At 39.7% G+C, this 15,625-nt stretch carries 11 protein-coding genes; all 11 read right to left on the bottom strand.

Translation table 11 applies throughout. The features are described from left to right. Positions 1-27: 27 nt before the first annotated feature. The 11 genes from N7548_RS04025 to N7548_RS03975 all read right to left on the bottom strand — a co-directional run bounded on the left by N7548_RS04025 (position 28) and on the right by N7548_RS03975 (position 15,625). On the bottom strand, positions 28-1,107 hold the full coding sequence (locus tag N7548_RS04025; protein WP_263608146.1) for a GNAT family N-acetyltransferase: 1,080 nt from the start codon (positions 1,105-1,107) through the stop codon (positions 28-30). Next, entirely contained in the window at positions 1,104-2,342 is a 1,239-nt protein-coding gene (locus N7548_RS04020) for a Gfo/Idh/MocA family protein (RefSeq protein WP_263608145.1), read from the bottom strand. The genes N7548_RS04025 and N7548_RS04020 overlap by 4 nt, the downstream gene beginning before the upstream one ends. Before the next feature lie 29 nt (positions 2,343-2,371). Then, the gene (locus tag N7548_RS04015) at positions 2,372-3,196 is read right to left on the bottom strand and encodes a prephenate dehydratase (protein WP_263608144.1); all 825 of its coding nucleotides are present in this window, start codon (positions 3,194-3,196) and stop codon (positions 2,372-2,374) included. A 76-nt stretch (positions 3,197-3,272) separates the two neighbouring features. Further along, entirely contained in the window at positions 3,273-3,608 is a 336-nt protein-coding gene (locus tag N7548_RS04010; RefSeq protein WP_263608143.1) for a YolD-like family protein, read from the bottom strand. Then, complete coding sequence (locus N7548_RS04005) at positions 3,601-4,872, bottom strand: Y-family DNA polymerase (protein ID WP_263608142.1); 1,272 nt, start codon at positions 4,870-4,872, stop codon at positions 3,601-3,603. Before N7548_RS04005 ends, N7548_RS04010 begins: the two co-directional genes overlap by 8 nt. A gap of 189 nt (positions 4,873-5,061) precedes the next feature. Further along, on the bottom strand, positions 5,062-5,682 hold the full coding sequence (locus N7548_RS04000; protein WP_263608141.1) for a DNA-3-methyladenine glycosylase family protein: 621 nt from the start codon (positions 5,680-5,682) through the stop codon (positions 5,062-5,064). Beyond that, positions 5,679-6,134 carry a methylated-DNA--[protein]-cysteine S-methyltransferase gene (locus tag N7548_RS03995; RefSeq protein ID WP_263608139.1) on the bottom strand — a complete coding sequence of 152 codons (456 nt, stop codon included), beginning with the start codon at positions 6,132-6,134 and terminating at the stop codon, positions 5,679-5,681. The genes N7548_RS04000 and N7548_RS03995 overlap by 4 nt, the downstream gene beginning before the upstream one ends. A gap of 49 nt (positions 6,135-6,183) precedes the next feature. Continuing rightward, positions 6,184-7,065, bottom strand: a complete 882-nt coding sequence (locus N7548_RS03990) for a DUF4097 family beta strand repeat-containing protein (RefSeq protein ID WP_263608138.1) — start codon at positions 7,063-7,065, stop codon at positions 6,184-6,186. Further along, positions 7,062-7,604, bottom strand: coding sequence for a DUF1700 domain-containing protein (locus N7548_RS03985; RefSeq protein WP_263608137.1), 543 nt, complete (start codon positions 7,602-7,604; stop codon positions 7,062-7,064). The genes N7548_RS03990 and N7548_RS03985 overlap by 4 nt, the downstream gene beginning before the upstream one ends. A 3-nt stretch (positions 7,605-7,607) precedes the next feature. Then, the gene (locus N7548_RS03980; RefSeq protein ID WP_263608136.1) at positions 7,608-7,910 is read right to left on the bottom strand and encodes a PadR family transcriptional regulator; all 303 of its coding nucleotides are present in this window, start codon (positions 7,908-7,910) and stop codon (positions 7,608-7,610) included. 104 nt (positions 7,911-8,014) lie between these two features. Then, positions 8,015-15,625, bottom strand: a complete 7,611-nt coding sequence (locus N7548_RS03975; protein WP_263608134.1) for a beta strand repeat-containing protein — start codon at positions 15,623-15,625, stop codon at positions 8,015-8,017.

Below are 15,625 nucleotides of genomic sequence, written 5' to 3'. Positions count from 1 at the left end.
GAAATTTATATACATAGTATATAGTTTTTATTGATAGTTTAAATTATGAGACCACGGTAATGGGAGTGGAAAACCCATCGATTGAATCTCCTGTTTATGCCATATTTCACTACTGTTCTGACCACTAAAAATGAGTAATAACAATTCATCATCGTTCAATTGATGTCTTTTTTGTTGACCTTTCAACACATAAAAAGCACCTGAAATAGACAATTCATAGTCTGCTTTTTGTTTTGAAAAATAGTGGTTAATTTTTGACACGAAGTCAGTCCTATGGATGATTTTAATACTGGCTTCTTGAGTAATGATTTTATGAGGTTTTGTGCTAAATAACTCATTTAAAGGATCGATGGCAGATACCACCAAATGGATTTCTGTCTTTTTGAAAAAGGTTAACAACGCCTGTATGGCATTGTAAAAAGTCCTCCTATTTCCAGCAAATTCTTTAACCCACAAATCTTTCGCATCTTCATAGTGATTTAAAATAACATATCCGACAATACGTCGTTCTTTTTCTATCACGACTACAGGGTAGGTACAATAAGTATCTGCGACAGTTTGTGATTTTAATAATTGTTTGAATTCTGCTTTGGTTCGTAGATATCGATGACTTTCGTTTTGATAAAACGCGTAGATATCTTCAAAATCGCTGTCTTGATAAACTCTAATATGCATCTTCTCATCTTTTGGAAATTGTTCAATTGGTATCAAATACTCATGATTGTATCCCACATCACGTGCACCAAATCTTTCATAAATCCCACCAGAACCCGAAATGATGGTAAAATCGATGGATGATTGAATCATGGCTTGTTCTGCATTTATCAATAATTTTGAAGCGAGGTTTTGTCCACGATACGCCGTATCTGTACAAACCGACCCTATCGATGCGACATTGAATTGAATGCCATTCAGTGTAATTCGCGACGGATAATAATTGACCATCGAAACCACTTTTTGGCCGTCTAGTGCTAAAAACATGTGTTTACGATTATGATGGCTAAACAACAGGGTAAACTGTTCTCCCATATTGGCTTTGAAGGTTCTAATCGATAATTCGATAGCGCTTAAGCGTGTCTTTTTGTTGGCAGTTTGAAAAAGAATCATGGTTTGACCTTCGTAAATTCGTCGAATTTTACAACACGCCCTTCTAATCGAGCGGTTTCAGCCATAAATGCCAACAAATGGGCTTGTGTCGAAATTTCAAGGCTTGGTAAATCAAATTTCTTTTGATTTATGAGTTGAACAAACGCTGCCATAATGCCTTGGTCTCCACCGCCATGACCATATTGACTATGATTGAGATCGATGCGTTTTGGTCGTTCGTTGCCAAACGTATATACCTCTAAGGTATTTTTATCCATGTGGCCACGGATTTCCCCTTTGGTCCCCATCACTTTGATGGTTCTGGTATTTTCATGGGTAAATGCGGTCATCGTAAAACTAGCGGTTGCTTGATTTTCAAATTCAATCGATACCACTTGGTGATCGACCACATCGTTATCACAGCGGTACACACAACGGCCATAAGGACCCGTTTTGAGTGCTTCTAATATCGCTGAATCGGATATATCATCTGAAACAGGCAATTTCATCCAATCCGGTGCATTCAAATAGACCTTGGGTGCGAAATATGGACAGGTTTCCTGGTGTGGACAGCCATCCATACAACGTTTCGGTACGTCGTTCATGGTTGAAGCTTTAAAATGACTTAAACTTCCAAATGAAGCGACTTTGGTAGGTTTCGATTGAATCAACCAAGAAAGGATATCCATATCGTGACATGATTTCGCTAGAATCATAGGTGACGCTGTCTCAACATTTCGCCAATTGCCACGAACATAACTGTGTGCTTGGTGCCAATAAGATACATTTTCATTGTGTTGTATCGTGACAACTTCACCAATTTCACCAGACACAATGATTTGTTTGATTGCGTTGAAAAAGTCGGTATATCTTAACACATGACCGACCATGACATTTTTCTTGTATTTTTGTGCATGATTAAAAATCTCAATGACTTCAGTTGCGCTAACAGCCATCGGTTTTTCTAAGAATAGATCATACCCAAGTTCAATGGCTTTGAGTGCTGGTTCATAATGCATGCGATCTTGAAGACATATGAAGCAAACATCGGCCATTTTTGGTTCATTGAGTATATCTTTGTAATCTGTATATTGTCGATTTTGAGGAATGTTGTGCTTCTTAGAAAAAGAGTTTAAACGCACCACATTGGCATCTGCTACACCAACAAATTGAATCTCATCTGGATGCTGCAACGCGTACGGTCCATAGGCGTGTTCACCTCGGTTACCCGCCCCTAATAAAATCGCTGTTATCATCTTATCACCTATCCTAACATCAATCCTGTTTAAGCTGACAAGTCTGGGAATATCCCCAATAACCTGACATCCATCGCTGTTGATAATGTTTTTAAAATCGTTTTAATTTGAGAGACTTGTGACAACTTACATTCCAATTCAATGAAGAAATGATACGTCCCCATCGCTTTTTTGGTTGGTCTAGACATGATTGAAATGAGGTTGATTTCGGCTTTTGCGAACGCTTCAACGATGGATAACAATAGCCCTGGTCTGTCCACCCTTGGCGTGAAGACCATAGCCATTTTGTAATCTTCATACGTTGCGTCTAATCGTTCTTTAGATTCAATGATCCAAAACCGTGTCTGGTTATGAGACTCATCGGTGATATTTACATAGTCATATGGTGCCATTCCTTCTTCATAGATATGGTTTGGAATGATTACTGCACTACTATAATCTTTTAAATATGCCTCATATGACTGCGAGTTACTATCTGTCACGACGAGATTCACGCCATCGAGTTTTGCAATAAATTTTTGACATTGATTTTTGGTAGCGTATTGTACATATAGCGTTTCAATGGATGCTAGTGGTACATGACTAATACAAGTAAAAGCGACATCGAGTCTCAGTTCTTGAGTGATTGTATACGTGGGATACTCTAACAAATAATCCAAATGCTGTTGAACATAGCCCTCTAGTGTATTTTCAATGGGGATGATTCCAATTGTATCAGTGTTCATCGCTTCAAACACATCAGCAATACGCTTTTGATAGCTGAATGTATAGGTTGTTTTTGTATGATTTTGATAGACCTTCGCAGCCACCTCTGAATAGGTGTTTTTAGGTCCAAGCATAGCGATTTTTTTCATAAATTACCTCTAAATATTTAAGTGTAATTATACGCTTATTCGCTCAAATTGTAAACCTGAAAAAATAAATACAGGCTCATTCAGCCTGTATTTCATGGATATTTAAGATATCTTCAATCCCAAGTGTTTGTTTCGTATCCATCAAAATACGGTGATGAATGCGATCAATTTTAAGTATGGTGCCTTCCGTGTATCTCACATGCCCATCGTAGTAATATTCGATGAGCACTTGCTGGTTGTTTTCGGATGCGTTTTGGAGGGCCAAATCCAGTTCTTCCAAGCGGTCATCCAACAAAATCGGCTTATCCATGCGTGTCAAACGATTTCTGAGTTCTGTGAACATATCATTGAACCCTGCCAACCCATCAAACGGTGACCATTTGATGATACCCCGATCAACATATTTACTCATGATGACCTCCAACAAACGTATTTCGGTCACGAATTGTCGATTCTTTATTGAGTGATGAACCTCGGTTCACTGCATTTTTGCCATAGCGGTATTTGATTTCATCCACGGATGCCAATAACTGATACTCATGTTCATCGCGTTCAAGGTCTTCAAATAGACTAAACTGATGGGTTTCTGATTCGGTCAAACCGCCCAGTGAGATACCAATCGATCTTACAGGACTACCATCGTATTGCTCATTGAAAATATCGACACACGTATCGTAAATCAATTTGAAACTTGAGGTTGGTCGTTCAAGGGTCACTTGTTTGTGTAACCCACCATGGTTGTCTTTCGAATACCCAGCCCCAAAGTGAATGACACGACATTTCTTTCTGCCAATACGCAGTCGTCTGGTCACTTCATCTGCCATTTCTAAGATGATGGTATAGATTTCTGGTGCGTAATAATTTCTAAATAGAATTTGAGAGTGTCCATAACTCTTGTTTTGGGCACGCAATTTATTTTTGTCTTGAAGGATACTCATGTCAATACCATGGGTGTGGTACCACAATTCTTCACCCAAAACGCCAAATTTCCGTTTAAGTAGATTTTTATCGTACCTCGCGATGTCTCCAATGGTCTCTAAACCTAAAAGGTTTAAATGGTGTTCCATGCGGCGTCCAATCCCCCACATTTCAGAGATGGGTTTGACCGGCCATAGTTTGGTTGGAATGTCTTCGTAGGTCCATTTCGCAATCGAATCTTTGGCTTTTTTAGAGTCGATATCAAGTGCCATTTTCGCCATAATCATGTTAGGTCCTACCCCACAACTCGATGGCAAATGCAATTCCGTTTGGATTTTATCCACGATTTTCTTTGCGAGTTCAACATCCGTCATTTGATAGAAATTCAAGTAAGTGGTGACATCTAAAAAAGCTTCATCGACGGAATACACATACAAATCTTCCTCAGAGATGAATGATAGATAAATCTCGACAATTTTCATTGAATATTCCATATAGGTTTTCATTTGTGGTCTCGCAAAAATGATTTTATCTCGCAAATTTTCAGGGATGTCATAAATACGACAGCGGCTAGGGATGCCCAACTTTTTCAAAAATGGGGTGACCGCTAAGGTGATGGCGCCTTTACCTCTGGATTTGTCCGCGACCACCAATGGTGTCTTGAATGGATCAAGGCCCCTCAAACTGCACTCAACCGACGCGTAAAAACTTTTCAAGTCGATGCATAAAATCTGTTTGTGTAATCGATACTCTTCCATAGGCTCACCTCCCTTTTGTGTCACTATTATATCAATCCTTTGGATGTAAAAAAGATGAAAATACCTTGTTTAAAATGAAACTAAACAACGGTTTTTCAGTCAAATTCACCGATGTTTTAGCCAAGGGATTTTCATCCGTTTTTACGGAATTTAACGAAAAAATCACCATTTTCAGGTGATTTTTATGCATTATTTTTGATGATCGACGTGACCATAGCGTCCGCTCGAGATTTCCCATAAATATAGGGATGCGACACTGGCGTATGGACTATATCGTTTGTGGTATTTTTCGAGTAACGCATCGGTAATTTGAGGGTGGTGGTAAAGCATGCTGATGCCTCGACGAATGGCCAAGTCTTTCTTTGAAAGAATGTTCATCCGGTTGAGTGAAAAGATCAACAACATCTCTGCGGTCCACCTACCTATGCCTTTGAGTTCAATCAGGTGATTGATTAAAGCCTCATCAGTCATATGTCTTAAAACATCGATATCGGTTTGGCTGAAATACGCAGCTGCGCCTTGAATATAACCCACTTTTTTGAGGCTCATACCACAGGTTTGAATGTCTTCCGTGGTGAGATTTAATATGCCTTGGGGTGTGATATCGGTTTTTTGTTTGAGTCTGGCATATACCGTTTCAAATGCTTTACCAGATATTTGCTGAGCGACAATTGAGCTGACTAAAGATTCAAACAAATCGGGGTTGATGCCACGTTGGATTGGACCGATTTGATCGATAATCTGAGCGAGTTTTTTATCTTTCTTCTTCAAATACTCTAGGGCTTCTACATCGTATTCAAATACACTCATGATGCAATCCCCTTTTCAAGGTTCAACAAGCGTTGTTTAAGTTCTAATCCGCCATAAAAGCCAACCAAAGAACCATCTTTCCCAATCACACGATGACAGGGAATCACAATCATGATGGGGTTCTTATTGACAGCCCCACCCACAGCTCTAACTGCTTTAACATTCCCAATCGCTCTCGCAATGTCTTGATAACTCCTGGTTTCGCCATAAGGAATCTCAGTCAGCGCATGCCACACAGCGCACTGAAATGTCGTACCTATGGGATTTAATGGCAAATCAAAGTTGATGGATTCACCATCAAAATAACGACGGATTTGATTGGCTGCACGGTTTAAAACCGGACAATCCGATGATACTAGTGGTTCATTGGTTAAATCCAATCTTCGAATCGATTGATGCTCAGCTTCAATTTTCACATGTCCAAACGCTGTATTAACGACAATTTTATCCAATAGAATCACCTCATAAACCCATTATACCAAAAATAAAGACCAGCGGATGCTAGTCTTCAAAGTGGATTTGAATGTTCCCGTTAGAGGTGATGGCTTCTACATACGGTACTTTGGTTGTATGATATGTATCATTACCATAAGTACTACCATCGATTTTAACGGTACCGTTCGATGTTTTTGTTTTCACTTTATAGTCTTCAAAGATGCCTTGAATCGATAGTTCAATCGCCCCATTTGACGTACTGACCCTAAAGTCTTCTACATCAATCCTACTCGCATTGATCGGACCATTGGATGTTTCCGCGTCAATTGAATAGGCTTCAACATTGATGAGTTCGATTTCACCATTGGAGGTGTCTAAATCCACTGTTGTGGATACGACATCCTTCAAATAAAGTTTGCCATTAGACGATGACATGGTTACGGTTGGAATACTGACATTTTCAATACTCACTCTACCATTGGATGTGCGTAAAATCACACTTTCTAACGATAAATCATCGAGTGAAATCGCACCATTAGACGTTCTTACGCTTAAATGGTACAGAATGCTTGGTAGTTCGACCGTGACGGTTCGATTGACCATGATATTCCCAAAGTTAAACCAATGTAGTGGGTTTCTAAACTGATCCCACCAATCACTCGTCACCACAATCGATAGAATTTGATTGTCTTCTGTCAAAGTGATTTCTTCGTATTGATCTGTTTTAAATCGAATATGGATTTGATCATCCGTGCTTGGTTTGATGACCACTGGGTTGTTGTAAAAAGATAAATCAATTCGACTGAATAGACTACCTTCATAATCAAACGCTTGATCTGTATATTCCATTTGTTCTTCTAGATAGGGTTGTGCCATCAATCCGAATACCGTTACGGATATCGCACCGATGATGATGAAAATGATACCAACTTTTAATAAGGTTTTCATTTTTGTCTCCTTTTGATGATATGATCAATTTTAACAATGGCTTTGTCTAGCCAAATTTTTGTTTTTTTAATGAGTGTGGTAATGATGACTACACCCACCATCACCAATCCAATACCCAGAACCATCGAACTCACATAATAGATGAGTACTTCAACTCTAGATACATCCTTCGTTAGTAAAAATACGAGGTAAGTGATGAAGGATACGCCACCACTCGAAATGAATGAAATGCTGATGCTACCTAAGACGATGACACCAATGATGGTAAAGAATAATGCGATACCTTTAGATGCTTGTGAAATCACTTCACGCAGCATATAGTTCTCACGGTTTTTCACCTTCAGTTTGAAATTTGCGTCTTTTTTCAATGTACGGATGATTTGTTCGATACTGCCGAGTTTATGAATGAATTCGGATTCAACCTCGCCATTTGAAACCGCGTCATCGATCAATTCCTCATAATAGTTGAGAATTTCTGCTTGATCGCTATAAGCAGATAAACCCGTTTTTAATTGTTGTAAAAATTCAAGTTTTGTCATAGGTCACCTCAAAATATAGCGGTAAATTTTGGATATCTCACTAAAATCTGCCCGTGCTTTTTCAATCTCATGCTTACCTAAAGTGGTAATCATGTAATACTTTCTCAATCGAGATTGGTGTTGTTCTGTATAAGTCTTCACGAATGCTTGTTGTTCAAGTCGTTTCAATATGGGGTATAATGTCGATTCAGAGATATCGATGATTGAAGACACATCCTGGATGATTTTATACCCATAAGATGGTTCTTCCTTTAAGGATGCTAAAACGAGTATCTCAAGAAAGCCTTTTTTCAATTGCGGATCCATCATTAATACCTCCCCTCACACAATACTATACATTACATAGTATATCGTGTCAAGCGGTATTCAAAAAAAAGACACACTTTTTTCAAAGTATGCCTTTAAACACTTTAATTGTCCCAACTGGTGTAGTCATCGTACAAGCCCCATTGGCTACCCAATGTGGATTCTTCAATGACAATCGCGAATTCGCGGATGATTTGTCGGTTGGTACCTAATACATAGTAATATTTACCAATGATTTCACCATTGGTATCGAATTCAGGTAATTTATAATCGTCATCATTCCAAGGGTAAGTACCTGTGCCGGTCACACCCGTACGCAAGTATATATTGTAATCATAACGTAAGCCATTGACCAAGTTTCCAGTCGTAACCCCAGTATATTTAGGGCTCACAATCGAGAAGTTATAGACACCGGTCTTATTCTTACCAAAGGTATACAAGTAATCGGTGATGTTGGCTGGTAATGGATAATAAAATAGGGTGGATTGATTTCTGACCCCTGCCGTATATCCAAAGATTTCACCCTCATACGGATAAATGATTCTGCCAGTGACTGGGTCAATCGTGATGGATGGGGTAAAGGATTCATCGGTTTCATAGTTTTTAACGATGATTAAGATGACACTGCTGTTGATTGGTGAGGTTGGGTCCCCTGCCGGTACGATGGTGCCATTTTCAAAGCGGTAGAACAATGTGAAACGAATGGTTAGATTATACAAGATATCGATGACGGTTAAATCGTAATAAACGATGGTAGAATCGACAATATCGGTCAATACACCTGGGTTGTTCGCGTTGGTTTGTTCTGATAATATACGATATCTAACCACGGTATTAACATCTTCAATTTCACTTGTAAAGTTACCTGCTAAGTCATTTGACCAACTGTTTGGACCAACTTGACGTTGAATTACCGCGCCAATCGGCAATGTAAAGTCTGGATAATAACTGGATAAGTCGATATCGGAAACTTCACCATTGATTCTAAAGTACTGAACGCCATTGGTGTCCGCGTCATCGTAATCGATGCCGTCAAAGAAGACACGCGGATCATAAACGGCTGGTGTAACTGTACTGCCATCCGAATTGATTTGGTATATTTCAGGGTATTTCAAGGTAATTTCACTGTTGATTTGGAAGCGGATATCGTTGAGGTAAGCACTGACACCTAAATTCTTTCGAATCACGACACTGCCTAAATCATAAGTGACACCACCTTCACGACTCAATGTAAATGCGTAAGTCTTTTCACCTACTTCGAGTTCAAATGTGATATCCATCGCGTAAGCATCGTCAATGAAGAATTCAATTTCATCTGTCGTAGGTACGAACACACCATTCAAATCGGTAATAACGGTGGTGATATCGTGATATAACTGAACATCTAACAACCTAAAGTCAATTTGAATATTGGTCGATAATGCTTCTCTCGTCACTTCGACTGGATAAGCGAATTGTTGGTTACCATTTTTGTAAACGATGAAGTCGGCCAATTCTCTTTCAGTGACGGTATGTGTAATCACCGTGGACTGACTCAACTCATTCAAGATGGTGTAATTGAAAATATAACTCTTTCGGCCATCGCCACCATACTCGTATCTTACAGTCGCGTTCGTGATGGATGCGAAAGGTGAAATGGTTAGAATCATCAACGTATTGCCATCGAGTGATAACTCAACGGATTCTAAGGTATTGATATAGTTCAAACTAGAGCCATTGGTGACCGGCGTTACTGTCATGGTACGGTTCGAATTCAACAACACACCTTCAAGTATTTCACCAAATTCAAGGAATGTGGTGAAGTTTGTCCCTGTTGGTGTGAATGTGAGTCCGCCTAATGCATCGGCACTATATGTGCTATAGGAGACACTCGTAATCAAACGGTTGGATGACGCTTGTTTGGTGAAATCCAAATTGAACTGTGTTGAGCTATTGTAATAACTGAACACGATTCGATAGACGCCACTTTCCAATTCATCGCTTAAAGTCATTTCGAACCCAAAGATATTATTGGAAGCCTTCGGGGTCAAATTGAGTGTGTAATACGCTGAATCTACCGTATCGCCATCTTTAGTCAAACGGTGAATGGTCAAATTGTGACCTAATGGTAATTGGGTGTTGTTATCAATGAATCGAACGGTAATCGTACCACTCGGTGACAATGGGAAGGATGGTGAAACCGTATAGGTAGAACCAACCAACGAAGGTAACGGTGTGACATTCGTCGAATTCATCAGGATTTGATTTAATGTAACATTTAAGTTTTGTGCAATTCGATTGATGGTTACCGTATAATCCGTCTTATAAATCGTGACGAGATTTGGGTCATCGGCAGCGACTTCAGAGTACACAGTCATCGTGAATTGTACTTTATTGAATGCGTCAAACGTACCTGTATAACTGAACTTGTAAGCCCCATCTAGAATGTTTGAAGTTCTGGCATTATAAGCCGTTTTAAAACCCGCATGGGTCACAGATGTAATGCCAGATACCGCGATAACCGCGTTTTCCGATAGGGTTGCTTCAAGGGCTTCATAGGTGACAGTACTGCTTGGGAAAGCGGATTGCGAAACATTGAATGTGATCGTCTTCGCTGTATTATCGATGGTGCCGCCTTCAAGGGTTGGACTAATACCATTTGGGTCATATAAAACCAAATCCCCAATGGTTGGTTCATCTTGTTTTGGTAGAACCAAGGACTTATCGCTCTTACGCACTTGGAACATGGAACTATAAGATAGGTAGAGTGGGTCTGATGGTAAGTCTTGTACAGAAGGTACATTCAGATTACTGGCAGAAATGCTATCTAAATTATAGTACACTGGTGTATCTGGTTCTTTTAAACCATAGAAATTATTGATGGATAGGTTAGCAGGTAGAACAGCACCAGCTTCTCGTCCTTTAGAAGATGCGAGAACATACATACCATTTTTAAACAATGGATCTGCAGCCAATCTAAATCGATCTGCGAGGACTTCTTTGGTTACTCTGTAAATGAAGTCCGATTGAGATGGATTCATGAGTGGGAATGAAGGGTCAAAAATGTATAATTTCGACGGATCATACCCCGAATCCCCCACAGTTAGATCTTGAACTTTAGGGAAGTTATATGCACTTTGTGCACCCCCAGTACGTACCGTAATGGAGAATGGTGTATTTCTAACAATAGAGCGTGTGATATTTGTGGATGTCGTTCCAGCAAAAAGATTAATCATGTCTTGTTCTGTAAAACCAAAATCTTGATAGTTCTCTCTTAAGGTATTACTGGTTGAGGTCATGATGGTTGGAAAACTGGTTGTTGTTGTAATGTTGGTTGTTGCACCTGTCACCTTATTGGTAAACAAGTGATTGTATTGAAAATCTGTATATGAATTATTGGATAATGGTAAGTATTCACCAATTACACGTGCTGTGTCTGTGGTATAGTTACCTCTACCACTACCCGCAATTCTTACGACCAAATAAATATATTCATTTTGAGGTAGAATCAATTCACGTCTGAAATAGAAGGTCGCAGTAATGTTGGTTAAATAATTATACGTTCTTACGACTTCATTAAAACCAACAATCACGGCCGTAGAAGTATCCCCAGTTCTTGCTGAATAGAATGTATCTTCAACACCATCTTGACCAAATCGATAAAAGAAGAAACTACCAACCGATGTTTGGTCGGCACGTCCAACCATATCGATATTGGCGTCCATATTTAAAATGTTTTTGAAAGTACTGGAGGTCATGACCCCATAAGCACCACGTTGGAAACGGCCGAAAATACCGCCATAACCAGGTTTTGCACCTATGGTAATGGATGAGTATGTTCCAAATAAGAATGAAGTTCTTGCAGAACCTGTGTAATATAAAGTGGATGAGTCTCTGGTTTCAAATGTTGCGTTTGCATATTGTGTTTGAATGAAGGCTTCGACTTGACCATAGTGAACGGCTGTATCGATATCGACATAAGTAACTGGCATCGCACCATTACCATCGGCTTTACCGAAAATGTAGGTTGCCCCAATGATGCCACCGGCGACATCATTTGATGCAATCTTCCCGTGGTTTAACATACGCGTCATCTTACATAGACCATACGCGATAACCCCACCAGCGGAACCATAGATACCTAAACGTTCATTGGTGGTTGTATAGGCTGCTCTAACACCAGTAAAGGCGTAAATATCACCGAAGTTTAATCCATTCGATAGGATGGAATTTGCAACCGGGTCATCAGGACCTGTGGTATTCGTTGCGAATTTGCGGATGACACCATTGGTACTGGTTGCGTTATCTGAGCCTGCTGTGACTTCTGTTCCTAAACCAATACCTAAAACACCACCAGAACGAACATATTCAGGTGCTTTACCATATACATCACCATTGTTAGCGGAGTCAATGAGTTTCGCAATCATGCCTGTATTTTGGCCATGACCGGAAAGAATATTCGCTGCGTCATCACCGAATGCGGCGACGACACCACCTAAGACAAAGCCGGCATTATAGGCATAAACCATCCCCCCGAACAAGTCGGTGGTTCCGGCAACCAACGCAACTGCAGTTGCTGTTGATGTTGTATTGGTGAAGTTCAAAACACCTGTATTGGCTGCGTCTTGAATTAAGTTATAGTTAAATGTTGCGACACCACCAGCAAATAAATTGGCTGTCCCTGTGATGTGTTGTAATCCTGTGCTGTTAATATCGGTAGATGACAATGTACCCGAGTTAAAGACGTTGGTCATTTCCCCAGAGTTGACATTGACCAATCCTCCAACATAGACATTTCTACTGGTCATGGTGCTGCTGTAAACACCGCTAGCACTGCTACCTGTAACGGTCGTGTTACCTGTTATCAATGCTGTGATAATGGTACCTTTATTGATAGAGTTTTTCATCGTGTACTCATCATTTAAAGTTGTATTATAGGATACGCGTTTAGAAATACCAGATACCCATACTTCACTGGATTGGTTTAGTCTCAATAAACGAATATCACCGCTATTAATGACGTTGTTGTAATAAACGTTATTAGACAAGGTAATACCAGCTACTTCGAGTTCAACAGCCACATTGGATGTGGTTGCTGAAATGCTACCGACGAGGATTTCACCTTGATTTTCAACGAATAATAGATCTTTGTCTACACTATTTTTAGAAACAAAGAATGGTGCAATTCGAATGGTGGATACCGATATACCGGATGTATTGTTAAAATAACTTGGTCCGAATGTGAAATCCGCTGTATTATAGGCTCTCGATAGTTTCACACCACCTGTGGAATTATCCAATATGGTTGCGGAATAAAATATATATGTATTGTGGTTTTGATAGTTCAAATTAGGGAAATTAAACCCACCACTGTTGGTCATATAAGTAAATTCTGCTTTGGTTGTGGTCGTTGAAACAACCCCAATCCCTGCACTATTGGTGGTTGTGAATGTATTGATGTGGTTGGCTTCAATGATGCCTGTATTTTGCCAACGGCCATTTCTAAAGGTAATTGGATTTGTAGCGTTGGTGATTTGGAAAGCCAACCCTTGGACTTCACCAAAAATACCACCAATAAAGTTTTGTACCGTACCACCTGATTTTCCAGTAAAGTCATTGGCTGCAACTTTACCTTCATTGGTTACATAGTAGAATGAATGGTTGGTACCTGAAATGTTATTAACTTCACCAATGATACCTCCGACGCGATTTTGGATTGAACTGCCGGCTGCAACATTAAATTGGCTACCGCTAGCTAGACCGACTCCGCGGATTTCCCCTGTGTTTATGCTGTTGGTCAATACCAACGTGGTTGAGTTCGTGGATCCAACAATTCCACCAATTGAGAATAAACCATTGATGGTTAAATTATTGAAATCATGGGCATTGCCATTGATTGCACCTAGATTTGCCACGTATGTAACAGATCCATAGGCCATACCAGCAATCCCACCGACGTAACTTCTACCGATGGCATCTTCACCCAAATCAATGTCTGTATCACTCACAACATTGCGAATGGTACCTGTAGATAAACCGGCAATTGAACCGACATAGAAGGATTTACCGTAATTGTCTCCCGTAGAAGTTAGGATCATTTGGTTATTTAATAGGTTGATGTTCTTAACCGTACCAGAGGATGCGCTCAATAAACCCATGTAATAGTTATTACCGATGACCACTGGTTTATTGATGGTCATATTATAGATGTATTTATTGGTATTTGTACTTGAGCTTGAAAACTCACTGGTACCGCCACTAAATGTGCCTTTAAACTCTTTGGTTGGTGTGACATAGCCTTTGATATTTTTCATATCAATATCATCGACAAGTCGATAGTTATGTGAATCATAAGTAACCCCATTATAAGGGGTATTGTAGTTTATAAGCTTATTAAAAGCGATTAAATCCATTTCATTAGCAAGTTCAAATGCGCCAGAAACGTAATTGAGTTTAAACATGATTGGGAAGCCATCTTGGACATAGAAATTCCATTGTCTGGTTTCACCAAATAAGCTTTGTAAGTTGGTATTGTTGATTGAAATCGGACTGCCTGAAGCCGTACCACTTCTAAATTGTGCTTGGGTGTAATTTGGAAAGCTTTGTGGGAGTGTGGTTGAATCCACATTTGGGATAACCAATTGGTCATAAGCGACACCACTGATGGTGCCACTATTGTTATAGACAAATGGTCTAATATTGAATCTAGAACGTGAACCGTCCGACATGACTTTATCACTCACAAAGAAGGAATTATAAATCTTCCCTGTGGTTGAGTTCGTATGTGCAAATCCTGCCGCTGTAAATGTTGTACCGGATTGAACGAAAAGAACATTAAAACGGATCCCAGCAATCGATTCCCCAAGTGCGTTGGTTTTGGTATCGATGACTGAAACGTTATAAATGGTACCGTGATTGGTACCTACAAACATGGCTGCTTTGGTTAACCCTTCTGGCGCATCCAATAATTCATAGTTAGGATTTCTAACGGTAAGGTTTTTAACCACACCCGTTTCGCCAATTAAAGCGAACATCGAATAACTTTGTATCAATGAAAAAATCTGGCTATTTTGTTCAGTGCCATCGAATGAATAATCCACTGTGATGTAGCTATACCCAGAAACATATAAGTTTGAAATTCTAAATCCTTGACCATCAAAACTGCCAGTAAACGGGAAAATCGGGTCTTGGTCGCCCGGTGTATTTGGATCGTAGTCGATTGGTAAATCTAAATCGATACCGATGGGATTGAATGTTTTCGCACGCATGTCACTATAGTCAATATCAGAAACCAATGCATAATCTTGATCAAGTAAATAACTGACAGTTTTATAGTAGAAATAGTTGGCATAATTCGCTGTATTGACCCAGTTATAAGATACTGAGGTTGAGAAATTATATAAATCATCGGCGGTTTCAATCGCGATGCGTTTGGTGCCAATTAAGGTTGCGAGTGCCGCTTGCATCGAGGTATCTCTAGCATCTGGTGTTGCGAAGGTTTGATTCATATGTGTAACGATGATGGTTTGGACTTCACTAAAGGTCACCATCGGTTCTGCTTTGTTGGCCTTACTCAAGTTCGTATCGAAAAATCCGTTATTGAATACGGATGTTTGTACTTGACCATCTGTGCCTGGTGTTATAGGGACTCTTTTCGCAATCTCAAAAAAGACTGCGAGGATAAACACAGACATGATGGCAGTGATGATGATTTTTTTACTGATATTTTTAATCAT

Source organism: Paracholeplasma manati (genome assembly GCF_025742995.1).
In the GTDB taxonomy this organism is placed as follows: domain Bacteria; phylum Bacillota_I; class Bacilli_A; order Acholeplasmatales; family UBA5453; genus Paracholeplasma; species Paracholeplasma manati.
This window is presented reverse-complemented; position numbering and strand designations above follow the sequence as displayed.